Origin of the sequence: Variovorax paradoxus, from assembly GCF_030815975.1 — a bacterium.
GTDB lineage: Bacteria > Pseudomonadota > Gammaproteobacteria > Burkholderiales > Burkholderiaceae_C > Variovorax > Variovorax paradoxus_N.
Genome location: NZ_JAUSXL010000002.1, coordinates 1332864 through 1356548, shown reverse-complemented (window position 1 = coordinate 1356548; position 23685 = coordinate 1332864). Strand labels below are relative to the sequence as shown.

The 23685-nt window shown below is 63.5% G+C and carries 21 protein-coding genes and 1 tRNA gene; 16 read left to right on the top strand and 6 right to left on the bottom strand.

What is annotated here, in order from left to right:
* Positions 1-8: 8 nt before the first annotated feature.
* Entirely contained in the window at positions 9-1301 is a 1293-nt protein-coding gene (locus tag QFZ47_RS10085; RefSeq protein ID WP_307655515.1) for an efflux RND transporter periplasmic adaptor subunit, read from the bottom strand.
* Positions 1302-1477: 176 nt separating this feature from the next.
* Here QFZ47_RS10085 and QFZ47_RS10080 point away from each other — a divergent pair, with 176 nt between their 5' ends.
* The 6 genes from QFZ47_RS10080 (at position 1478) to QFZ47_RS10055 (ending at position 9657) form a co-directional block, all read left to right on the top strand.
* Positions 1478-2152: a TetR family transcriptional regulator gene (locus QFZ47_RS10080; RefSeq protein WP_307655514.1), complete on the top strand. Its 675-nt coding sequence runs from the start codon at positions 1478-1480 to the stop codon at positions 2150-2152.
* Between the two features lie 43 nt (positions 2153-2195).
* Positions 2196-2270, top strand: a tRNA-Arg gene (locus tag QFZ47_RS10075).
* Between the two features lie 239 nt (positions 2271-2509).
* Positions 2510-5581, top strand: coding sequence for a type I restriction endonuclease subunit R (locus tag QFZ47_RS10070; RefSeq protein ID WP_307655513.1), 3072 nt, complete (start codon positions 2510-2512; stop codon positions 5579-5581).
* The gene (locus tag QFZ47_RS10065; RefSeq protein ID WP_307655512.1) at positions 5571-6854 is read left to right on the top strand and encodes a restriction endonuclease subunit S; all 1284 of its coding nucleotides are present in this window, start codon (positions 5571-5573) and stop codon (positions 6852-6854) included. The genes QFZ47_RS10070 and QFZ47_RS10065 overlap by 11 nt, the downstream gene beginning before the upstream one ends.
* Positions 6851-8047, top strand: coding sequence for an AAA family ATPase (locus tag QFZ47_RS10060; protein WP_307655511.1), 1197 nt, complete (start codon positions 6851-6853; stop codon positions 8045-8047). The genes QFZ47_RS10065 and QFZ47_RS10060 overlap by 4 nt, the downstream gene beginning before the upstream one ends.
* Positions 8044-9657: a type I restriction-modification system subunit M gene (locus tag QFZ47_RS10055; RefSeq protein ID WP_307655510.1), complete on the top strand. Its 1614-nt coding sequence runs from the start codon at positions 8044-8046 to the stop codon at positions 9655-9657. The genes QFZ47_RS10060 and QFZ47_RS10055 overlap by 4 nt, the downstream gene beginning before the upstream one ends.
* A 4-nt stretch (positions 9658-9661) precedes the next feature.
* Here the strand turns inward: QFZ47_RS10055 and QFZ47_RS10050 are convergent, their stop codons facing one another.
* Complete coding sequence (locus QFZ47_RS10050) at positions 9662-9922, bottom strand: hypothetical protein (protein ID WP_307655509.1); 261 nt, start codon at positions 9920-9922, stop codon at positions 9662-9664.
* A 120-nt stretch (positions 9923-10042) separates the two neighbouring features.
* On the bottom strand, positions 10043-10417 hold the full coding sequence (locus tag QFZ47_RS10045) for a helix-turn-helix domain-containing protein (protein WP_307655508.1): 375 nt from the start codon (positions 10415-10417) through the stop codon (positions 10043-10045).
* Positions 10418-10670: 253 nt separating this feature from the next.
* Here QFZ47_RS10045 and QFZ47_RS10040 point away from each other — a divergent pair, with 253 nt between their 5' ends.
* A complete protein-coding gene (locus QFZ47_RS10040; RefSeq protein WP_307655507.1) occupies positions 10671-11345 on the top strand; it encodes a hypothetical protein in 675 nt (224 codons plus the stop codon).
* Positions 11346-11397: 52 nt separating this feature from the next.
* On the opposite strand, the gene QFZ47_RS10035 is transcribed toward QFZ47_RS10040, so the two are convergent.
* The gene (locus tag QFZ47_RS10035; protein WP_307655506.1) at positions 11398-12267 is read right to left on the bottom strand and encodes a restriction endonuclease; all 870 of its coding nucleotides are present in this window, start codon (positions 12265-12267) and stop codon (positions 11398-11400) included.
* 262 nt (positions 12268-12529) lie between these two features.
* On the opposite strand from QFZ47_RS10035, the gene QFZ47_RS10030 reads away from it, so the two are divergent.
* Positions 12530-14050 (top strand): hypothetical protein, encoded by a 1521-nt coding sequence (locus QFZ47_RS10030; protein WP_307655505.1) that lies wholly within the window; start codon positions 12530-12532, stop codon positions 14048-14050.
* Between the two features lie 215 nt (positions 14051-14265).
* Here QFZ47_RS10030 and QFZ47_RS10025 read toward each other — a convergent pair whose 3' ends face one another.
* Positions 14266-14508 (bottom strand): helix-turn-helix domain-containing protein, encoded by a 243-nt coding sequence (locus tag QFZ47_RS10025; protein ID WP_307655504.1) that lies wholly within the window; start codon positions 14506-14508, stop codon positions 14266-14268.
* 328 nt (positions 14509-14836) lie between these two features.
* On the opposite strand from QFZ47_RS10025, the gene QFZ47_RS10020 reads away from it, so the two are divergent.
* Entirely contained in the window at positions 14837-15511 is a 675-nt protein-coding gene (locus QFZ47_RS10020) for a hypothetical protein (RefSeq protein WP_307655503.1), read from the top strand.
* 38 nt (positions 15512-15549) lie between these two features.
* On the opposite strand, the gene QFZ47_RS10015 is transcribed toward QFZ47_RS10020, so the two are convergent.
* Positions 15550-16449 (bottom strand): MurR/RpiR family transcriptional regulator, encoded by a 900-nt coding sequence (locus tag QFZ47_RS10015; RefSeq protein ID WP_307655502.1) that lies wholly within the window; start codon positions 16447-16449, stop codon positions 15550-15552.
* 122 nt (positions 16450-16571) lie between these two features.
* Between QFZ47_RS10015 and QFZ47_RS10010 the strand changes: the two genes are divergently transcribed.
* The 7 genes from QFZ47_RS10010 to QFZ47_RS09980 all read left to right on the top strand — a co-directional run bounded on the left by QFZ47_RS10010 (position 16572) and on the right by QFZ47_RS09980 (position 23684).
* Entirely contained in the window at positions 16572-18542 is a 1971-nt protein-coding gene (locus tag QFZ47_RS10010; protein WP_307655501.1) for a bifunctional 5-dehydro-2-deoxygluconokinase/5-dehydro-2-deoxyphosphogluconate aldolase, read from the top strand.
* Positions 18539-19333 (top strand): 5-deoxy-glucuronate isomerase, encoded by a 795-nt coding sequence (gene iolB / locus QFZ47_RS10005; RefSeq protein WP_307655500.1) that lies wholly within the window; start codon positions 18539-18541, stop codon positions 19331-19333. The genes QFZ47_RS10010 and iolB overlap by 4 nt, the downstream gene beginning before the upstream one ends.
* A gap of 121 nt (positions 19334-19454) precedes the next feature.
* Entirely contained in the window at positions 19455-20438 is a 984-nt protein-coding gene (locus QFZ47_RS10000; RefSeq protein WP_307655499.1) for a Bug family tripartite tricarboxylate transporter substrate binding protein, read from the top strand.
* 28 nt (positions 20439-20466) lie between these two features.
* Positions 20467-21450, top strand: coding sequence for a Bug family tripartite tricarboxylate transporter substrate binding protein (locus QFZ47_RS09995; protein WP_307655498.1), 984 nt, complete (start codon positions 20467-20469; stop codon positions 21448-21450).
* A gap of 4 nt (positions 21451-21454) precedes the next feature.
* Positions 21455-22213, top strand: a complete 759-nt coding sequence (locus QFZ47_RS09990; RefSeq protein WP_307655497.1) for an SDR family NAD(P)-dependent oxidoreductase — start codon at positions 21455-21457, stop codon at positions 22211-22213.
* Between the two features lie 23 nt (positions 22214-22236).
* Entirely contained in the window at positions 22237-23046 is an 810-nt protein-coding gene (locus tag QFZ47_RS09985; RefSeq protein ID WP_307655496.1) for an SDR family NAD(P)-dependent oxidoreductase, read from the top strand.
* Positions 23043-23684 carry an HAD family hydrolase gene (locus tag QFZ47_RS09980; RefSeq protein WP_307655495.1) on the top strand — a complete coding sequence of 214 codons (642 nt, stop codon included), beginning with the start codon at positions 23043-23045 and terminating at the stop codon, positions 23682-23684. The genes QFZ47_RS09985 and QFZ47_RS09980 overlap by 4 nt, the downstream gene beginning before the upstream one ends.
* Position 23685 lies beyond the last annotated feature (1 nt).

The window sequence follows — 23685 nt, the reverse complement described above, 5'->3', positions numbered from 1 at the left end:
GCTCCTGATTACTTCTTCTCGGCCGTGGCAGGCGCCGGACCGCTGGCTGCTGGCGCCGCCGCGGCAGACGCCGCCGGCGCTGCCGGTTGTGCCGCGCCGTTGGGCGCGGGCTTCTTCCAGGGCACCGCCTTCACCGGCGTGCCGGGCGGCATCATCTGCAGCTTCTGGAAGCCGTCGACCATCACCTGCTCGCCGGCCTTCAGGCCATCGAGCACCACCCACTGGTTGTCCTTGGCGGCGCTGATCTTCACCGTGCGCTGGCTGATCTTGCCGTCGGCACTCACCACCGACACCGTGTCGCCCTGCTGCGTGCGCGTGACCGCCTGCTGGGGAATCGTGATCGCGTTGCTGGCCTGCGCCTGCTCCAGCCGCACGCGCACGTACAGGCCGGGCAGCAGCTCGCCCTTGGGGTTGGGCACCTCGGCGCGCAGCGTGACCTGGCCGGTGGTCGAATCCACAGTCAGGTCGGAGAACAGCAGCTTGCCGGGCAGCGCGTAGTCGGTGCCGTCTTCCAGCACCACGTTCACGCTGGCCGCCTCTTCGCCGCCGGCGCGCTTGTACTGGCCGGCCGCCAGTGCGCGGCGCAGCTTCAGCACGTCGGAGGCCGATTGCGTGAAGTTCACGTACACCGGATTGATCTGCTGCACCACGGCCAGCTCGGTCGCGTCGCCCTGGCCCACCAGCGCGCCCTCCGTCACCAGCGCGCGGCCGATGCGGCCCGAAATGGGCGATGTCACGTCGGCATAGCTCAGGTTGATCTTGGCCGTCTGCACCGCGGCGCGGCCCGCGGCCACATCGGCCTCGGCCGTCTTTTGCGAGGCCACGGCCGTCGCGTATTCCTGCTTGCTCACCGCGTTGGCCTCGACCAGCGGCTTGTAGCGGTCGGCCAGTGCCTTGGCCTGCACGGCGTTGGCTTGGGCGCGCGCCAGCGTGGCCTGCGCGTTTTGCGAGGCGGCCACCAGCGGTGCGGGGTCGATGCGGAACAGCAGCTGGCCGGCCTTCACATCGCTGCCTTCGCGGAATTCGCGCTTCAGCAGGATGCCCGAGGCGCGGGCGCGAACCTGCGCCACGCGCGAGGCTTCGAGCCGGCCCGGCAGCTCGGTCACCAAGCCCACGTCGCCCGGTGTGGCAACCACCACCCCCACCTCGGGTGCGGGCCGGGCGCCGCCGCCGGCCGCGCCACCCGGGCCGGCTGGCGCATCGCCCTTGGAACAGGCCGCGAGCACCAACACCACAGCAGCGGCCACGATCGCGAGGCGCGGCGAGAACGACGATTGACGCGAAACATGCAGGAGAGGCATGCGAATCCTTTGAAGCAAAGACGGGAGATGGCGCGTTCGCGGAGCGAACAGAAAGCCAGCATAAACAGCCGGGCCATCGGGGAAGCCCGATAGTTTACATACATTCATGGATGTATAGTGACAACACTGAATGGCCCCACGACTCGGAAAGGGCTTGGCTTTACAAATTGGGAGACTTGGTGGCACGTCGTACGAAGGAAGAGGCACAGGCCACGCGGAATCGCCTGCTCGATGCCGCGGAGCTGCTGTTTCAGGCGCAAGGCGTCTCGCAGACCTCGCTGCAGCAGATTGCGCAGCAGGCCGGGGCCACGCGCGGCGCCATCTACTGGCACTTCAAGGACAAGGCCGACCTCTTCAACGCGATGATGGAGCGCGTCATCCTCCCGCTCGAAGCCGGCCCCCGGGCCGCCGCCGCGGCCGCGGGCAAGGACGACGACCCGCTGGCCGAAATAGAGGAGGGCATGGTGCATGCGCTCACCCTCATGACCACCGACCCCCAAGTGCGCCGCGTGTTCGACGTGGCCACCCACAAGGTCGAATACACGCACGACATGGCCTCGGTGCAGCAGCGCCACCTGGATGCGCGCAACGCCTGCGTGAGCGATTTCGAAAAAGCCCTGCGCCTGGCCGCGCGGCGCGACCACATCAAGCTGCCCGTGCCCGGTGACGTGGCGGCCCAGGGCCTGCACGCCCTGCTGAGCGGGCTCATCCAGAACTGGCTGCTCGACCCCACCGCCTTCGAGCTGGTGCCCACCGGCCGCCGCACATTCCGCGTTTACCTGGCCGGGCTGGGCTTTGCGCGGAACTCTCCGGCGGGCATCGGGAACGAAGCCGAAGAAATCGCCGCCTGATGGGCGATAATGCGAGGCTCCGGTTCTGCCGGAGCCCAGATTCCTCGCTGTATTTCAACGGATAGAATTCGGCCCTCCGAAGGCTGAGATCCAGGTTCGATTCCTGGCGGCGGGACCAGATATAAAGCCGGACACTTTCAAAGGTGTCCGGCTTTTTTGTTTGCCGTCTGGGGAACGCTTTTCCAACCGCCTCTTTTCATTTTTTGCGCAGTGTCGGATGCCGTGCACCAGGGGGCGCATCGAGTCGGGTAGGAATGCACGATGCACTCAGGACGCTGTACTGCATAGGCCGGTCACAATCTATAGCAACCCGCTGCCCGCATTGCCTTCAGTACATAGCCAACGCACGTTCCCCCCATGCCTTCATCCAAGTCCATCTACGATCGGCCATCCGGAGCCCCGAGCCACGTCGTCAAAGAAGAGCACATCGAATACGGCTTCATTGGCAAGCTTCAAGGCCTGAAGTACGAATATCGTGACGACATCCGCGATCGCGCCGGACTGGAAAAGAACTTCCGCGAAAAGTTCGAGGCCCTCAACCGGGTAAAGCTGACCGAAGCTGAGTTCGCCAGGCTCTTGGATGAGATCGTCACCCCGGATGTCTTCACCGCCGCCAAGGCCCTGCGCAGCATCAATGCATTCACTCGCGACGACGGCACGCCGCTGAACTACACCCTGGTGAACATCAAGGACTGGTGCAAAAACCACTTCGAGGTCGTCCACCAACTCCGCATCAACACCGACAACAGCCACCACCGCTACGACGCCATCCTCCTCATAAACGGCGTGCCCTGTGTGCAGATTGAGCTGAAAACCCTGGGCATGAATCCACGCCGGGCCATGGAGCAGATCGTCGAATACAAGCACGACCCGGGCAACGGCTACACCAAGACGCTGCTCTGCTTCATGCAGCTCTTCATCGTCAGCAACCGCGACCGCACCTACTACTTCGCCAACAACAACGCCCGCCACTTCGCCTTCAATGCCGACGAGCGCTTTCTGCCCATCTATGAGTTTGCAGGCGAGGACAACCGCAAGATCACCCAACTCGACGAGTTCGCCGAGCACTTCCTGAAAAAGTGCGACCTCGGCCGCACCATCAGCCGCTACATGGTGCTGCTCGCGGGAGAGCAGAAGCTCATGATCATGCGGCCGTACCAGGTCTATGCCGTGCAGCACATCGTCAAGCGCATCGACGAAGACAACGGCAACGGCTACATCTGGCACACCACTGGCAGTGGCAAGACGCTCACCTCCTTCAAGGCCTCTACCCTGTTGAAGGAAAACGACCACATTCACAAGTGTGTGTTCGTCGTGGACCGCAAAGACCTCGACCGCCAGACGCGGGAGGAGTTCAATAAATTCCAGGAAGGCTGCGTCGAAGAAAACACCAACACCGCCGCCCTTGTGCACCGCCTGCTTTCTGAGGATTACGCCGACAAGGTCATCGTCACCACCATTCAGAAGCTGGGCCTGGCGCTGGACGAAAACAGCAAGCGCAACAAGCAGCGCAGCAAGAACGGCCAGGCCACTTACAAGGAACAGCTCGAAGCGCTGAAGGACAAGCGCATCGTCTTCATCTTCGACGAGTGCCACCGTTCGCAATTTGGCGAGAACCACAAAGCTATCAAAGCGTTCTTCCCCAAGGCGCAGCTCTTCGGCTTCACCGGCACGCCGATATTTGGTGGGCCCAAGGGCAACGCCAGTCGCGTAAAAATCGACGGCGAGGTGGCCTCGTATCAGACCACCGAAGAGCTCTTCCATCAGCAGCTCCACGCCTACACCATCACCCACGCCATCGAGGACGGGAACGTCCTGCGGTTCCACGTCGATTACTTCAAGCCCGAGGGCAAGAAGCCGCCAAAGCCCGGCGAGGCCATCGCCAAAAAGGCAGTCATCGAGGCCATTCTTTCCAAACACGATGCCGCCACCGGCGGACGTCGCTTCAACGCTATCCTTGCCACCGCGTCCATCAACGACGCCATCGAATACCAGGCCCTGTTCAAGGCCATGCAGGCAGACAAACAGGCTGCCAATCCCGACTTCAAACCGCTGAACATCGCCTGTGTCTTCTCCCCACCTGCGGAGGGCGACCCAGATGTGAAGCAAATCCAGGAAGACCTGCCGCAAGAGCAGGCCGACAACGAAGAAGATCCCGAGGGCAAGAAGGCCGCTCTCAAGGCTATCTTTGCCGACTACAACGCCCGCTACGGCACCAATCACCGCTTGAGCGAGTTCGACCTTTACTACCAGGATGTGCAAAAGCGCATCAAAGACCAGCAGTGGCCGAATGCGGACTATCCGGCTGCGCAGAAGATCGACATCACCATCGTGGTGGACATGCTGCTCACCGGCTTTGATTCCAAGTTCCTGAACACGCTCTACGTGGACAAGAACCTCAAGCACCATGGCCTCATCCAGGCCTTCTCCCGTACCAACCGCGTGCTCAACGGCACCAAGCCTTACGGCAACATCCTCGACTTCCGCCAGCAGCAGGATTCGGTCGATGCCGCCATCGCCCTTTTCTCTGGCGAGAAGACCGGCGAGCAGGCGCGGGAAATCTGGCTAGTGGACAAGGCCCCTGTGGTCATCCAGAAACTGGAGACCGCCGTGCAGAAGCTGGATGACTTCATGAAGTCCCAGAGCCTGGCCTGCACGCCCTCCGAGGTGGCCAACTTGAAAGGCGATGAGGCCCGCGCAGCCTTCATCACCCACTTTAAGGAAATCCAGCGGCTCAAGACCCAGCTCGACCAATACACCGACCTCAGCGCAGACAACAAAACCACCATCGAGCAGGTGCTGCCCAATGAAAGCCTGCGTGGCTTTAAAGGCCAGTACTTGGAAACCGCCAAGCAGCTCAGAGACCAGCACGGAAAGACCGGCGGCAAGGACGACACGACAGAGGACCCGGTGGACCAGCTCGACTTTGAATTCGTGCTCTTCGCCTCCGCCGTTATTGATTACGACTACATCATGGGCCTCATCGCCAAGTTCTCGGCCAAAGGACCAGGCAAGGCCAAGATGACCCGCGAGGAACTAATCGGCCTCATCAGTGCCGATGCCAAGTTCATGAACGAGCGCGATGACATCGCCGAATACATCGCCACGCTCCAGGCTGGTGAAGGCCTCTCTGAGGCCGCCATCCGCGACGGCTACACCCGCTTCAAGGCGGAGAAGAGCGCCAAGGAACTCGCCGCCATCGCCGCCAAGCACGGTCTCGCCGCCGACACCCTGCAAGCCTTCGTGGACGGCATCCTCGACCGAATGATCTTCGATGGCGAACGGCTCAGCGACCTCATGGCCCCACTGGACCTCGGCTGGAAAGCCCGCACCCATGCCGAACTAGCCCTGATGGAAGACCTGCATCCCCTTCTCACTAAGCGCGCCGGTGGCCGCGACATTTCAGGACTCAGCGCGTATGAGCAGTAAGAACAAAACCACCGACACGAAGGAAGCGACCAAGTCCGGGCTCGTGCCGAAGCTGCGCTTTCCGGAGTTTCGAGAGGCGGGGCGGTGGCAGCTAAAGCTTCTCGGCAGCCTTTTCTCCCAGCGGGAAGAGATTGGGTACACCAATCTCCGACTGCTCTCTTTGATGGACAAGGAAGGCATCATTCCGCAGGAAGAGAGCAACCGGAAGAATAGCGCGAGTGGGGACCTTTCTAAATACCTACGTGTCGCTTCAGGCGACATCGCGTACAACACCATGCGGATGTGGGAGGGCCGAAGCGCACTCTCGAAGCTCGAAGGCATCGTGAGCCCTGCATACACGATTTGCCGTCCTGCCCAAGGGACAAACAGTCTCTTCTTCTCCTACTACTTCAAAACTCCGCAGTTGATTGCTGAATTTGCACGCTACTCGCAGGGGTTGGTCAAAGATACACTGAATCTTAAGTTTGACGCATTTGCTCGCATTCCCGCGGCGACACCTTGCGACCTCGCCGAACAGAAAAAAATCGCTGAGTGCCTGAGTTCGGCGGACGAAGTAATCGCCTCGCAAGCGCGGAAAGTGGACGCGCTCAGGACCCATAAAAAAGGACTGATGCAGCAGCTTTTCCCTCGCGAAGGCAAAACCCAGCCCCGCCTCCGCTTCCCCAAATTTCGAAACGCCGCGGATTGGGTGAGTGATTCGCTGGGCACTATATTTGAGACAACTTCTGGAGGCACTCCCAGTCGCACTGAAAAGGCCTACTGGAACGGAAAAATTCCGTGGATTACGACGTCACTAGTGGACTTCCGGGTGATTACCAGTGCCGAGGAATTTCTAACTGCAGACGGATTGGCCAATTCGTCAGCAAAGCTCTTTCCTAAAGGAACCGTATTGATGGCCATGTACGGCCAAGGCAAAACGCGTGGACAAGTCGCCTTGCTGGGAATCGAGGCAGCAACAAACCAAGCGTGCGCTGCGATTCTTCCCCGAAAAGGCATAGATCCATATTTTGTTTACACGAACTTGGCAGGTCGATATGACGAAGTTCGGGGAATGAGCAATAGCGGCGGGCAAGAAAACCTCAGCCAAGGTCTCATACGGGAGATGCAGTTCGCGTTTCCGCCAGACACTGCAGAACAGCGGAAAGTCACTTCCTGCCTAAGCAGCTTTGACGCCTTGGTCACCGCTGAAACCCAAAAGCTTGAAGCCCTCAAGATCCACAAGAAAGGGTTGATGCAGCAGCTTTTCCCTTCACCGGATGAGATTGAGGCATGAGTGGCATTCGTACTTACCCAAGTCTGGGCAACTTGGTGAAACGACTTCGCGACGATCTGAATAATCCGACGAAGCCAACACAGCTAGTTCTGCTCTACGCCTACAACCGAACGGGCAAGACGCGGCTTTCCATGGAGTTCAAGAACGAGGGGAAGCGCAAGAACAACGGCAACGCCAACACCCTTTACTTCAACGCCTACACAGAAGACCTATTCAATTGGGAGAATGATCTCGTCGGTGACACCGCCCGCTACTTGCGGCTCAATCCGGACTCTACTTTCTTCAATGGCCTGAAAGACCTCGCGCTCGACGAAACCATTGCCGGCTTTCTCAGCCGCTACTCCGACTTCGACTTCGATATTGATTACGAGACTTGGAAGGTCTCCTTCCGCAAAGGTGAGGCGGAGAACATCAAGATCTCCCGTGGCGAGCAGAACATCTTCATTTGGTGTCTATTCATGGCCATTTGCGAGCGCATGCTCGACGGACATGTCTCCTATCAGTCGACGGAGTACCTATACATCGACGATCCCATATCATCACTGGACGACAATAACGCCATTGCCGTGGCCTGCGACCTCGCCCAGCTCCTGCGCCGGGCCGCAAGCCGCAAAGACCAGAACGGCGCTCCTGCGCCCATCAAGGTGGTTTTTTCTTCCCACCACGCCCTTTTCTTCAACGTGATGTGCAACGAAATCGGCAGGGCGAAAGAGGGGGAGCCGAAAGTGACTCACAAGCGCTACTTCCTGCACCGCCCGAATGGAGACGGCGCATATACCCTGCGAGCCACTGAGGACACGCCGTTCTTCCATCACGTCGCGTCACTCGCCGAACTCCAACTGGCCGCGGAGCCCAGGACCGGCAAGCTCTACACCTTCCATTTCAACGCCCTGCGCAGCATTATGGAAAAAACCGCGTCGTTCTTTGGGCACGCGGACATTTCCTTCTGCCTCAAGGCGTTGAGCAATGAGGAAGACAGAGCGCTTTACAACCGCGCCCTGAACCTTCTCAGTCATGGCAAATACGCCATCCACGAACCAACTGAAATGGGCGAAGACAACAAAGATCTTTTCCGGCGCATTCTGGAAGACTTCACCACCAAATTCCAGTTCGACGTGCCTGACATTCTTGAGGCGACACCGACACCGGCCGCAGCACCGGCAACCGCCGCCGCACCTGCCACGACCCCATGAACGAATCCAATCAAAAACGGCTCAATCAGACACTCTGGAGCATCGCCGACCAACTGCGCGGGGCGATGGATGCGGACGACTTCCGCGACTACATGCTGTCCTTCCTCTTCCTGCGCTATCTTTCCGACAACTACGAGACGGCGGCGAAGAAGGAACTGGAGCGAGACTACCCCGATGTGGGAGGCGACACCCGTAAGGTTCCGCTGGCGCTTTGGTATGCGAACAACGTGGACGACATCCCGGCGTTCGAGAAGCAGATGCGCCGCAAGGTGCATTACGTCATCCAGCCCGCGCACCTGTGGAACAGCATCGCCAACATGGCGCGCACCCAGAACGCGGACCTGTTGAACACGCTGCAAGCGGGCTTCAAGTACATCGAGACGGAATCCTTCGAGAGCACCTTCCAGGGCCTTTTTTCCGAGATCGATCTGAGTTCTCCCAAGCTCGGCAAGACCTATGCCGACCGGAACGCCAAGCTCTGCGCCATCATCCAGAAGATCGCCGAAGGGCTGGCGGAGTTTTCTACCGACATCGACGCGCTGGGCGATGCCTATGAATACCTGATCGGCCAGTTTGCCGCCGGGTCCGGCAAGAAAGCGGGCGAGTTCTACACCCCGCAGCAGATTTCCGACATCCTCTCTGCCATCGTCACGCTGGACAGCCAGGAACCGAGAACCGGGACCAAGAAACGACTGGAGAGCGTGATGGACTTTGCCTGCGGTTCCGGTTCGCTGCTGCTCAACGTGCGCAAGAAGGTGAATAAGGCTGGCGGCACTATCGGCAAAATCTTCGGCCAGGAGAAGAACATCACGACCTACAACCTCGCGCGCATGAACATGCTGCTTCACGGGGTGAAGGACACGGAGTTCGAGATCTTCCACGGCGATACCCTGCTCAACGAGTGGGACATGATGCGGGAACAGAACCCGGCCAAGAAGCCGAGCTTTGATGCCATCGTCGCCAACCCGCCCTTCAGCTACCGCTGGGAACCGACCGACGCGCTGGCCGACGACGTGCGTTTCAAGAGCCACGGCCTCGCGCCCAAGTCCGCTGCCGACTTCGCCTTCCTGTTGCACGGCTTTCACTATCTCAAAGACGAGGGCGTGATGGCCATCATCCTGCCGCACGGCGTGCTGTTTCGGAGCGGAGCGGAGGAACGCATCCGCACCAAGCTGCTGAAGGACGGGCACATCGACACGGTGATCGGCCTGCCCGCTAATCTGTTCTATTCCACCGGCATACCCGTGTGCATCCTGGTGCTGAAGAAGTGCAAGAAACCGGACGACGTGTTGTTCATCAACGCGGCGGGGCACTTCGAAAAAGGCAAGCGCCAGAACCAGCTGACCGGCGAGCACATCGCCAAGATCATCAAGACCTACCAGTTTCGCGAGGAAGAAGCGCGCTACTCACGCAAGGTCGAGATGGCCGAGATCGAGAAGAACGATTTCAACCTGAACATCTCGCGCTATATCAGCACGGCAGTGGGCGAGGCCGAGATTGTTCTGGATGACACACACCAAGAGCTGATGGAGATTGAAAAGGCTATTGCGGCGGCGAAGGACAAGCACAACGCTTTTCTGAGAGAACTGGGTTTGAAGCTGTTGCCATAGTCACTCACACTGACTGGTCCGCGCAAGCCTCGGCTTCAGCCTGCGCGAAGAAGGTCGCGGCATGTCGCTGCACCAATCGGTACAGCTTGGCCTGCTCCTGGCGCCAGCGCTCGGAATGAACAGGTGCGCCATCCGGCGCCCCGCTCGGCTGGCCGATCGACGAGGTGCCGCGCCACATGGTGTGGACGCTCGGCTCCAGGCTCTGGTGCCTGCGGGTGCCGAAGGAAAGCACCGCAACCGCGTCGAGCCACGCGCTGAACCTCATGGAGCTTGGCGGCAAGCTGATCCGCGGCAGCTCCAGGGTTGCCGGGCACGCGGACCCACTGATCTCTGCATTCGCGCAAGGGGTGGACTCAAAACGGATTGGCCGGGCGCATACAGGAGGTCAGCTCTTGCGTGAGGGTTTGCGTGCAGGCTTCATCGGCTTGTTTAGAACTGCCTGGTTCTTTCTTCGCAGCAAACCGCCCTCCGATGTCGGGGCGTTTGTAGCAACGATCCCCTCGAAAAGCACAGGCAATGTTGTGCCCAAGCTGTGGCACAGCGTCGCCAGGGTCATCAAAGAGGGGTTGATGTAGCCCCCTTCGAGCTTGGATATCCGCGACCGTTCGATTTCTGCGTCGAAGGCCAAGGCGACCTGGGTCTTGCCTGCGGCAAGTCGGAGCTTCTTCAGATTTTTTCCTAGCGCCAGGGTTACCGCATTGGGCAGTGTTCCGATCGCTGGTTCTGGGGGAGGAGGCGCTTTTCGATTGGCATTTTTCATTGCCGTCGAGGGTCAAGAAGTGTGCACCTCAGGGAAACGTCTTAAAGGACACATATGAAGCGATGTGTTCTATAAGACGCACTTTTGATACGATGTACCGCGCAACGGCGAAGACCGGAGCGATGCCAAAAAACAATCAGGGATGGATTGAAATGAATAACGGGATATTTCTCGTGGGCGCAGCCTTTGTGCCGTCGGCTCGCGGTGGCAGCGGCGGAGTCGATGTTGCGGGAGGGGATCGAGGACCGTCGCCATGAAACGGTCTGAAGGCGGGCTCAAGCGGCTCGCGTGCCTCACTCCTGATTCACCCTTCGACAGGGCCTTCATGGAATGCAAGACCTTGGCGCAGTTGGCGGACTGGTATGACCGCCGCATGGCATCCGGCCGCCGGATGTCATCCGACGAGCTGGGTTTTCTCGTCGCGCATGTCTCCGGCCTCAGGGCCGCAGAGAAGATGGCACGCAGCGACCGCGCCGTGGAGAGAAAGGCCGACGAGTTCGCCAGGTTCTTCTATGGTCAGGACCATCGCGACTTCGGTGAGATCCGCGCAAGGCAGATCGTGATCGAAGGGGCTCGGCTCGACGAGGTGCCGCGCCACATGGTGTGGACGCTCGGCTCCAGGCTCTGGTGCCTGCGGGTGCCGAAGGAAAGCGCCGCAACCGGGTCGAGCCACGCGCTGAAGCTCATGGAGCTTGGCGGCAAGCTGATCCGCGGCAGTTCCAGGGTCGCCGGGCACGCGGAACCGCTGATCTCTGCATTCGCGCAAGGGGTGGTCCTGGGGTTCTACCGGCTGGCGAAGATCGACATCTCTACGGCGCTGGAGGGCGTGGGTTTCTGGCGGCGCTGCGAGTTGGTCAGCATCCACCAGGTAGGCGTTGACCGGGGCCAGCGGATTCGTGCGCAGGATGATCGAAAACCGAGTCGGTAGCTTGTCTGCGGCGCGGCCAGATCGACCAGCAAATGAACGCCGGCGCTAGTGATCAAGCGGTGCCGCGGCAACGCGGATAGTCCGAGCACCCCCAGAATTCTTGGCCCGCGTTCGCTCCCTTTCTGGCCGTGCGTCGCACCATGGGCTGCGTGCACTTGGGGCAACTCGGTGCGGCTGTCTTCGCCGCTTGGGACGCTGCGTTGCTAGCCTGCTCCGTCGCCCTGTTGTCGGCTTCGGACTTGGTCGAAGAGCTGTCTCGGGCTTGCTTCAACAATCGGTGCAACTGCGGTCCATCGAGCAGGCGAAGGTTGCGACCACTGGCGAACGCTTCGGCTTCCGGTGTAAATCGACCGGACGTGACTACGAATCCACCGGCTGCGCCCTTGGCCGCCATGACGCCATAGAGCTCGCGCACCACGGGCACGCCGACCTTGAGGGCCCGCCATTGCTTGCATTGCACCAGGTACTTCTCTCCGTTCTTGCGAAGCGTGAGATCGATGCCGTCATCCGGGCCCGGCTCGAAGTTCTCCGCAACCTGGTAGCCCTGCAGGCGGAAACCCTCGCCCACCAGCATCTCGAACTCTCGCCAGCTCATGTCGTCAAGGATGTCGGGAGCGTCTGAACGGGTCACGTTGTCCATCAACGCACGCCTCGTGCGACGGCGCCAAGCTGAGATGGCTGCGCCAGCGAGGCAGAGGATCGGCACGATGTACTGCCCAGCGGTTGCAAGGCCGCGCCCTACGGTTCCGACCATCGCGTTGCCCAGCTCGCCGGGGCCGAGGGCACTGGGAAGGGGCGCTATCGCGATGCGGTGGAGCAGCAGGTACCCGGCAAGAGCCAGGATGACCCCCACGTACCAAGGCAACAGGGCAATCAGATCGACCAAGTCTTCTGCGGGGCTGGTTCTTTTGCGGCGGGCCATCGATGAATTCCTCCTTCTGACGGATTCTGCCCAAAAGTGATCGATCTTGATACAGTGCGTTACAGGGCGGCTTGTTCAAGCATTTCCAAGAAACTGGGCTACGACCGGCCTCTGCTTGAACGGGGTAAGTCAATGAGGGTCGAACGTGGTCAGGCAAGGAGCTTCGTTGTGCCTTCGGGGCTTCGTTTAGGTCGAGTGGGAACTTCCGGTTCAAACTGCTTGCGGTCAGTCAACTCGGTGTACCTCCAACCTGGCTCAGACCTTGAACAACTACCCTCAATACAAGCCGCTTCGAAACCTCCTGCGCCAGTACAACCTACAGGGCTCAATCGAGGACATATGGTGGTACTTCCAAGCGGTGGACCTTCCCTCCTCGAATGAGAAAGTATGGACCGGCCAAGGCTTCACCAAGCTCAAGGAAGTCCTTCACAAGTGGGAGATAGCCATACTGGCGCGCGAAATCGTCTTGAACGCGACACCAGAAGGAGAGCTTCGTCTTCGCCCCTGGCTTGGCATGGCACGCGTCCTCAATATGCTGCGCCGAGTCGACAACGACATGGCAGGCGCCCACATGACGCCAGAACGGGCGTACAACAGCTTGACCCCCACGGGCCAGCTTCAGTTTCCGTGGCAGCGCCCGCGTCAGTTCAACGCGCTCATGCGCTACTTCAAGGTGTTCTCAGAGTCTGACGTGGAGCGCCTTCTTGTGCGCGAAACTGGGGTCAGCACGAAGGAATGGTTTTTCGTGGGCTTTGGCGCTGCGGGCCTTCTACAGCACGAATGCGGGATCTCCGCTCACCAGGACTACCGACCCTTTGGTATCGAGCTGGAGCGATCCAAAACGGTGTTTGACAAACTGTCCCAGCCCTTCGAGGAACTTCGAGCAAAAGTCAATGACGCAGCCAGGTACGACGACACCTGGATGTACACCTGGAACCCGCTCGAAGCCAAACCACTCGTGGGCTTGGACCCGACGCACCCTGAGCGCCTACATTGCCCTATTCCCTACTACGTCTTGAAGCGCGCAAGTCAAGGTCTCTTCTACGAAATCGCTCAAGCTGAAGGCTTCAACAACCCGTTTGGCGCTTCGTTTCAAGCCTATTTGGGTGAGGTGCTGGGCGTGACATTTCCAAGCCCTCAGTTCACGATTTACGAGGAGCGTGAGTACAAGGTGGGGCGCAATCGAAAAGACGGCGTGGACTGGATATTGACCGACGACCGGGCGAACTTGTTTATCGAATGCAAGGCCAAGCGCATGAACGTGGGCGCCAAGTCAGCGGTTGACTCAGCGATCATTAGCCAGCAAGTGGACTACCTGGCGAAAGCCGTCATACAGCTCTACAAGAACATAGCTGACGCACTGGCGGGCCACACGCACTGGCCGCGAAACGACCGGCCAATTTTTCCGCTTGTCGTGACGCTCGAAGACTGGTACTTGTTTGGCACGTCAGCAGACCTTTTGGCAGAGGGTGTGCGAACGAAAATGGCAGAGGCGAACCTTGACCTCAGATGGCTTGACACCATGCCCTACACAGTGGCCTCATGCGAGGACTTCGAAGACGTGAGCCCAACGATTGCTGAGGTAGGCATTCATGCGTTCTTCAGCTTGAAGCACTCGGGCGACCAGCAGCGCTGGATGATCCAGCACTTTGCCAAAGAACACTTCATCGAGGTGTACCGAAGAACGGTTCACCGAGACCTCTTCAGGGAAGAGTGGGACCAAATCCTTCCGGAAAATGTTCTGCCCTTCAGACTCAAGAATACAGAGTCAAGGTCGTCCTGATCAGGTGCCTACCCGCTGCTTGGTTGACTGCCGACGGACTTGCCGATGACTAATGAGACTGGAGCATTCTCAGAATCGGCCGTTCACAGCTCCTGTCTGATGACTGCTCTCTGCATACGGATCACTGTCCCACCGTGGCCTCAGCGGAAACGAAGTACCGGAACTTCTTCTTCCAGCCAACCGCTGGACTGCGCTCGGGAGCGGATCGTGGACTGCTAGATCTGCGTCCCTATTAATTTGTCCAAGGTTTTGCCTGGCTTGACCCCGCAGGCCGAACACCACCGAGCAAACAGCAGCACGTCGACGAAGTTCTCGCCACGTTCAAGCTTGGAGACGTAGGACTGGCCCACGCCCAGGGCTTCGGCCATCTGCACCTGCGTTAGTCCGGCCTTCACCCGAACGCTGCGCATCAGGTTGCGCAGCGCCTCGTATTCGGCGTGATAGAGGGAAACGGACATGCGCTCATCGTCTAGTCCGATACGGAATAGTCGTAACGCGACTTTTCGAGATACGATCCAGCAAGCAACGGCGAAGACCGGAGCGAAAAAAATCAATCAGGGATCGGATCGAAATGAAAAACGGGATATTTCTCGTGGGCGCAGCCTTTGTGCTGTCAGCTCGCAAAGGGAGCGGCGAAGTCGATGGGGTGGGGGAGGGGATCGGCCTTCCTGCGACCGGGCTTTCCGTCACGCCAGCGCAGGCTGGGCCTACACCAGTGGTGCCGAGTCCGCCGGCCACTGAACCTACCGCCATCGCCAATTCGCTGAACTGCTGAGGTCCGTTGCCATGAAACGGACTGAAGGCAGGCTCGAGCGGCGCTCTTGCTTCTCTCCAGATGCGCCCTTCGACAGGGCATTCATGGAGTGCAAGACCTTGGCGCAGTTGGCGGACTGGTATGACCGCCGCATGGCGTCCGGTCGCCGGATATCCGGTGATGAGTTCGGTTTTCTTGTCGCGCATGTCTCGGGCCTCAGGGTCACGGAGAAGATGGCACGCAGCGACCGCGCCGTGGAGAAGAAAGCCGACGAGTTCGCCGAATTCTTCTATGGCCAGGACCATCGCGATTTCGGTGAAATCCGCGCAAGGCAGATCGTGATCGAAGGCGCTCTGTTCGACGAGGTTCCGCGTCACATGGTGTGGACGCTCGGCTCCAGGCTCTGGTGTCTGCGGGTGCCAAAGGAAAGTACCGCAACCGCGTCGAGCCACGCGCTGAAGCTCATGGAGCTTGGCGGGAAACTGATCCGCGGCAACTTGAGGAGCGCCGAGCACGCGGACCCGCTGGTCTCAGCATTCGCGCAAGGCGTGGCCTTGGGGCTCTACCGGCTGGCGAAGATAGACATCTCCACCGCGTTGGAGGGCGTGAGCTTCTGGCGGCGCTGCGAGTTGGTCAGCATCCACCAGGTAGGCGTTGACCGCGGCCAGCGGATTCGTGCGCAGGATGATCGAAACCCGAGGCGGTAGCTACTTGTCCGCGGCGCGGCCCAACGGCTCGCCTTCGATCAACTACCCCTGCGCTCATAAGCCAACTCCATCCGATAAGCCAACCCCAAGAACAGCGACTGCGCCAAACACAGCGTGCTCGTGAGCGAGCGAAATCCGAAGGTGGCACCGTCCTGCGCCAGCAGCACCGCGCTGGCGCGTCCGGCCAGCGGGCTGAGCTGGCTGTCGGTGATGGCCAGCAGCCGCGCGCCCTGCGCGAGCGCCGACTCCACCACGTCCAGCGTTTCCTGCGCGTAGGGCTCGAACGAGATGGCGACCAGCACGTCGCCCGGCGCCAGCGCGCGCAGTTCGCCCTGCTGCATGTGGCCGAGGCCGTGCAGCCAATGCACGGGCTTGGCCGTGTGCTGCAGCGCATAGGCCAGGTAGGCGCCGACCGGGAACGCGCGGCGCGAGGCCGCGAGCCACAGGGCGGGGGCGTCCAGCATCAGCTCCACCGCCGCGTCGAAGCGCTCGTCGGGCAGGCCGGCCTGCAGCGCCTGCAGGCTCTCGATGCTGCCGCCGATCACCTCGTGCGCGATGCGCGCGGGGGTGATCGGCGCGGCGCCGGCACCACCCACCAGCGAGCGGATGCGCTCCTGGTAGTCGCGATGCGGCGCCAGCCGCTGGGCCGCGCCGGCGCGGAACAGCGCCTGCATCTCCGAGAAGCCGGAAAAGCCGAAGTGCTTGGCAAAGCGCACCACGGCCGAAGGCTGCACGCCGCACTCGCTGGCGGTTTCCTGCACGCCGTCCAGCGCCAGCCGGTCGCGGCTGGTTTCCACGTAGCGCGCGATCAGCTTGAGCTGGCGGCTCAGGCCTTCGAAGCCGGCGCGCACGGCCTGCAGAAAGTCCTCGGCGCTGGCGTACGGGCCGGCAGCGATGGCTGGTGGCACCGCTGGCGGAGTAGAAATTCTATTTTTCATTTATCTAGAAATATTTTTCTATTTTCGCTAAGATCGGCCGCATCGGACAAACGAACCACGCATACCGGCCGCGCGGGGGCATTCTGAACCCGCCGCCGGCGCCACCACGGAGACAACGCTTCATGCGCAACCTTTCCTTTCCCACGGGCCGCCCGGTCGACATCGCCTGCCTCGGGCGCCTGGCGGTCGATCTTTACGCCGACCAGATCGGCTGCAGCCTGGAGGACGCGACCAGCTTTTCCAAGTATCTGGGCGGCTCCTCGGCCAACATTGCCTTCGGCACCGCGCGGCTGGGCCTGGCCTCGGCCATGGTCTCACGCGTGGGCGACGAGCAGAACGGCCGTTTTTTGCTCGACACGCTGCGGCGCGAGGGCTGCGATGTGAGCCAGGTGCAGGTCGATCCGCAGCGCCTCACAGGCATGGTGCTGCTGGGCATCAAGGACCAGCACACCTTTCCGCTGCTGTTCGCGCGCGAGAACTGCGCCGACATGGCGCTGGACGCCGCCGCCATCGATGAAGGCTTCATCGCCGGCTGCCGCAGCTTGCTGATCACCGGCACCCACCTGAGCACGCCCACCGTGTTGGCCGCCAGCCGGCGCGCGCTGGACCTGGCCGGCCGCCACGGCGCAGTGCGGGTGCTGGACATCGACTACCGCCCGGTGCTGTGGGGCCTCACGGGCCGGGGCGACGGCGAGACGCGCTACGTTGGCAGCCAGGCAGTGAGCCGGCACCTGCAGGAACAACTGGGCCAGTTCGAGCTGATCATCGGCACGGAGGAGGAATGGATGATTGCCGGCGGCGTCGAGGGCGACCTGATGGCCTGCCTGCGCCGCGCCCGCGAATGCACGCAGGCGGTGTTCGTGGTCAAGCGCGGCGCGCTGGGCTGCAGCATCGTCGACGGCGCGGTGCCGGCGCGCATCGACGACGCGCTCACCGTGCTGGGCGAGCGCATCGAGGTGCTGAACGTGCTGGGAGCGGGCGACGCCTTTGCGTCCGGTCTGATGAGCGGGCTGCTGCGCGGCAAGGACTGGCGCGAATCGGCCGCCATCGCCAACGCCTGCGGCGCGATCGTCGTTTCGCGCCACGGCTGCGCGCCGGCGATGCCGACGCCGGCCGAATTGGCGCACTGGTTCTCCGGCCACCGCCATCCGCGCCCGGACCATGATCCGCAGTTGGCCCACCTGCACCGCGCGAGCGTTCGGCGCAAGGAATGGCCCGAACTCTATGTGCTGGCCTACGACCATCGCTCGCAGTTCGAAGACATGGCGCGCGAGACCGGCGCCGAGCCGGCGCGGCTCGCGCGCCTCAAGCACCTGCTGAACGAAGTGGTGGCCGGCATCGAGCACGACGAGCCCGGCTTCCGCGGCCGCCTTGGCGTGCTGGTCGACGGCCGCCCCGGCCTGGGCGAATCCGCACTGCACGCCGCCACCGGCCGCGGCTGGTGGCTGGGCCGGCCGATCGAGCAGCCGGGTTCGCGCCCCTTGCGTTTCGACGGCATGCGCTCGCTGGGCTCGCAGCTCAGGCACTGGCCGCGCGAGCAGGTGGTGAAGTGCCTGGTCTTCTATCACCCGGGCGATGCCGCCGCGCTGCGCCACGAGCAGGACGAATGGCTGCTGCAGGTGGCCGAGGCCACGCGCGCCAGCGGCCATGAACTGCTGCTGGAAGTGATCCCGCCGCGCGACACGCTCGCGCCCGGCGACACGGGCGAAGCGGTGGTGCAGGCCATCCGCCACTTCTACGACCTGGGCCTTCGGCCCGAGTGGTGGAAGGTCGGCACGCTGTCGGCGCATCAATGGGAGGCACTCGACGCGCTGGTGCGCGAGCGCGACCCATACTGCCGCGGCGCCGTGATCCTCGGGCTGTCGCAGCCGCTGGAGGAACTGGTGGCGGGCTTCGCGCAGGCGCGCGTGCCGCTGGTCAAGGGCTTCATGGTCGGCCGCTCGGTGTGGTGCGATCCGAGCCAGGCCTGGCTGCGTGGCGAGATCGACGACGCCGGCTTCAAGGCCCGGGTGGCCGCCAACTTCCTGCGCCTGGTCGAGGGCTGGCGCGCCAGCCGTGTTGCCGCCCCGGTGGGCGAGGAGGCACTGCAATGAGCTTGCTGGTCAAGGCCGCGACTACAGGGCGCGTGATCGCGGATGTCACGCCTGCTTCGGCGGGATGGACGCATGTCGGCTTCAAGGCGTTGCGCCTGGCGGCCGGCGAGGAAGAGGCGCTGGCCACCGGCGCACGCGAGCTGTGCATCACGGTGCTCACTGGCCAGGTCGACGTGACGGTGAACGCGCAGCGCTACAGCGCGCTGGGCAGCCGGGGCTCGGTGTTCGAGGACCGCTCGCCTACGGCAGTCTATGTGCCGCCGGGGCGCGAAGTGCGCATCGTGGCGCGCGGCGCGGCCGAGGTGGCGCTGAGTTCCGCGCCGGCCCGCGGGCTGCACCCGGAGCGCGTGATCGAGCCCGCGCAGATGGCGCGCAGTGTGCGCGGGCAAGGCAGCAACACGCGCCACGTGTGCGACATCCTGCCGCAGACCGAGCCGGCCGAAGGCCTGCTGGTGGTGGAGGTCATCACGCCTGCCGGCCACGCGTCGAGCTACCCGCCGCACAAGCACGACACCGCGGGCGATGGCGAAACGGTGCTGGAAGAAACCTACTACCACCAGCTCAATCCGGCGCAGGGCTTCGCCTTTCAGCGCGTCTACACCGACGACCGCAGCCTGGACGAGACGATGGCCGTGGAGCACCGCGACACCGTGCTGGTGCCGCGCGGCTACCACCCCTGCGTGGCGCCGCACGGCTACGACCTGTACTACCTCAACACGATGGCCGGCCCGCAGCGGCACTGGGCCTTCCGCAACGACCCGGCGCACGAATGGATGCTGGCGCCGCGCTAGCGCGGGCCACCAGCCACCCACTCACGCGAGACGAACGACACGGCCCAGCGTGGCCGGCGGTCATTGCCGCGCGTGACAGGCAACAAAGAAGACAGATCCAAAACCCTGGAGACAAGACACCATGACCAAGCGAACCACCCTCCGCCTGCTGGCGGCCACGCTGCTGGCCGGCCTCAACCTCGGCGCCGCGCAGGCGCAGCCCGCCGCCTATCCGCACCAGCCGCTGAAGTGGGTCGTGCCCTACGCGCCGGGCGGCACCACCGACGTGATCGCGCGCCAGCTCGCGCAGCGCATGGGGCAAGCGCTCGGCCAACCCGTCATCGCAGACAACAAGCCGGGCGCGGCCAGCATCATCGGCGCCACCTTCATCGCCCGCTCGGCGCCGGACGGCTACACGGTGGGCACGGTCGACTCGGGCACGCTGGCCTTCAACCCGGCGATGTACGCCAGCCTCAGCTACAACGCCGAGAAGGACTTCAGCTTCATCGGCGGCCTGGGCCGCATGCCGCTGGTGCTAGCCGTGCACCCCGCGTTCCCGGCAAAGAACGTGCAGGAGTTTCTGGCGCTGGTTCGCAAGTCGCCGGGCTCCGTGTCCTCGGCCTCGTCGGGGCCGGGCTCGCCGCTGCACGTGGCGCTCGAACTGTTCAAGCAGCAGACCAAGACCGACATCCTGCACGTGGCCTACAAGGGCTCGGCCCCCGCGCTGCAGGACCTGATGGCCGGCCAGGTGAATTCGATGTTCGTGGACCTGCCGCCCAGCCTGTCGATGATCAAGGCCGGCAAGCTCCGCGTGCTGGCTGTGGCCACGCCACAGCGCCTGGCCATCCTGCCGGACGTGCCCACGATGGCCGAGGCCGGCGTGCCGGGCTACGAAGCCTACGCATGGCAGGGCCTGGTCGGCCCGGCCGGGCTGCCGGCGCCGGTGCTGGAGCGGCTCAACAAGGAACTGGTGACTGCGCTCAAGCAGCCGGAGACGCGGGCCAAGCTCGAAGAGATCGGCATCCAGCCGATGCCGATGGCGCCGCAGCAGTTCGCCGATTTCGTGCGCAGCGAGCAGAAGCTGTGGGCCGGCGTGATCAAGGCCGCCAACATCCGGCTCGATTGATGGCGCACATTTTTCAGGGAGACTTTCAATGACCAATTCGCCATTCACCCGCCGCCATGCCATGGGCGCCCTCGCGGCGCTCGGAGGCAGTGCCTTGCTGCCCGCTGCCGCACAACCTGGTGCTTATCCGAACAAGCCGATCGAGTTGATCGTGCCCTTCCCGCCGGGCGGCGGCACCGATGCGCTGGCGCGCACGCTGGCCGAGGCCACGCGCAAGCACCTGCCGCAGAGCCTGATCATCGTCAACAAGGCCGGCGCCAGCGGCGGCGTGGGCTGGGCCGAACTCGTGAACGCGCGGCCCGATGGCTACAAGATCGGCATCATCACGGTGGAGATCACGATCATTCCGCACATGGGCGCGGTGCGCTTCACCTCCGACGACGTGATGCCAATCGCCCGGCTCAACGCCGATCCGGCGACCATCGCCGTGCGCCACGACTCGCCCATCCGCAGCATCGAGGAACTGCTCGCGGCCAGCAAAAAGGCCGGCGCCGAAGGCTTGAAGGTCGGCAACGCCGGCCCCGGTTCGCTGGGCCACCTGGCCGCGGTGATGCTGTCCGACAAGACCGGCGTGCCCTTCACCCACGTGCCCTACCGCGGCGCCGGCCCGGCGCTGCTGGACCTGACGGGCGGCCACGTGGAGGCGCTGTCGCTCACGCCGCCGGACATGGCGGCCTTCGTGGCCGACGGCAAGGTGCGGCCGCTGGCCGTGATGGGCGCGCAGCGCATCGGCTCGGGCTGGGAACAGGTGCCGACGCTGAAGGAGCGCGGCATCGACGTGCAGGTCACGGGCTGGCGCGGCCTGGCGGCGCCCCGCAACACGCCGCCGGAAGTCGTCACCGTGCTGCGCCAGGCTTTCGCCAAGTCCATGCAGGAGCCGGCGCTGAAGGAAACCATGCACAAGCTCAACCTGCGGGAAGGCTATCTGGACCAGCCGGAGTTCCGCGCCGTGATGGCGCAGGACAACGCCATGTACCGCGCGCTGATCAACAAGCTCAACCTCAAGATCTGACTTCATGCAATCGACATCTTCTTCCCCGCTGCAGGACAAGGTCGCCGTGGTCACCGGCGCGGCCGGCACCATGGGCCGCGCGACGGTGCAGGCCCTGCTCGACGACGGCTGCCGCGTGGCCATGATCGACCGCGCCGAGGCGCCGCTGCGCGAACTGGAGACTGCATTGGGAGCGCGCGTGGCGGGCTTCGTCTGCGACATCACCGACCCGGCCGCGGTCGCCGCCGCGCATGCGGCCGTGCGCGGGCGCTTCGGCGAGGTCGACATCCTCGTCAACAACGCCGGCGTGCTGACCAACCAGAAGATCGAGGCCACGGCGGTCGAGGAATGGCGCCAGGTGCTGGCCGTCAACCTCGACGGTGCGTTCTTCTGGAGCCAGGCCGTGGTGCCCGCCATGAAGGCGCGGCGCTGGGGGCGCATCGTCAACACCGGCTCGCTGGCCGCCAAGACCGGCGGGCTCACGGCCGGCACGGCCTACTCGGTGTCCAAGGGCGCCATGGGGGCGCTGACCTTCTCGCTGGCGCGCGAGCTGGCCGGCCACGGCGTGACCTGCAACGCGATCGCGCCCGCCTATGTGCGCACGCCGATGGTGACGCAGCAGCTGTCCGCGCAGCAGCAGGCCGAGCTGCTGCGCCAGATTCCCGTGGGCCGCTGGTGCGAGCCCGAGGAGTTCGCGCATGCCGTGCGCTTCCTGGCGTCGCCGCTGTCAGGCTTCATCACGGGCGAGATCCTGGACATGAACGGCGGCCTGCTGATGGACTGAAACCCTGTGCACTGGAGCGAGACATGAGCGATTCCCTTCCCGGCCCCGCGGGCCGTTTCAGCGGCAAGACCGCATTCATCACCGGCGGCGCCAGCGGCCTGGGCCTGGCCAGCGCGCGCCGGCTGCTGCGCGAGGGCGCCAGCGTGGCGCTGGCCGACGTCAACGCCGAGCAGCTGCGCCGCGTGGCCGACGAACTGGCGCAGCCGCCGGGCCGCGTCACCCACCACGAGCTGGACGTGACCGATGCCGCCCAGGTCGAGGCGGCCGTGGCCGCGGCCTGGCAGGCGCATGGCGCCATCGACGTGCTGGTCAACAGCGCCGGCGTGAGCTTCCAGGGCACGGTGCTGGACAACCCCCCCGAGGCCTGGAACCGCGTGCTGGCCATCAACCTGACCGGCACCTACCTGTGCACCCAGGCCGTGGCGCGCCGCATGGTCGAGCGGCGCCAGGGCCGCATCGTCATGATCGCCTCGATCTCGGGCCAGCAGGTCTGGTCGGGCCGCGTGGCCTATTGCGCGTCCAAGGGCGGCGTGCTGGCGCTGGCCAAGTCTTGTGCGATCGACCTGGCGCCCTATGGCATCACGGTCAACTCGGTCTCGCCCGGCCCGATCGAGACCGCGCAGACCGCCGTGCTGCACGGCCCGGCGATCCGCCAGGCCATCGTGCAGGCCACGCCCATGGCCCGCTACGGCCAGGCCGACGAGGTGGCCGATGCCATCGCGTTTCTGGCGAGCGACGACGCGCGCTTCGTGAACGGGCACGACCTGGTGGTCGATGGCGGTCTCACGAGCGCCGCCATCCTCTACGACCTGAAGCAGAATCCACAGCAATGAGTTCTTCGATCCGCGCGCTGATCTTCGACTGCGACGGCACCTTGGTCGACAGCGAGCCCTGGCTGGTCGAGGCCATGCTGGCCGAGGGCGCGCTGCATGGCTTGCCGCCGACGGCACGCGCCGTGCTCGACGCGCACCGCGGCGCACCAATGTCGCGCCAGATGGCCCTCGTGGCCGAGCGCTGCGGCGCGCCGCTGCCCACCGACTTCGAGACCTGCGTGCGCGCGCGCATGGCCGATCTGTTCCACGCGCACCTGCAGCCCATTGCCGGTGCGATGGAACTGGTGCGCGGCCTGAAGCTGCCGTTCTGCGTGGCCTCCAACGGCCCACGCCACAAGATCGAGCTGGTGCTGGGCCTCACCGGCCTGCTGCCCTGGTTCGAGGGCGCGGTCTACAGCGCCTACGAGGTCGGCGCCTGGAAGCCCGACCCGGATCTGTTCGTGCATGCCGCGCAGCAGATGGGCTTCGCGCCGGCCGATTGCGCCGTGGTGGAAGACAGCGCCTCCGGCATCGCAGCCGGCCTGGCCGCCGGCATGCGCGTGTTCGCGCTCGGCGAGCAGCCGCCCAACCTGCCGTCCGCCGTGCAGCGCATCGCCAGCCTGGCGGACCTGTCGGCCCATCTGGCGGCGCCGCACTGAA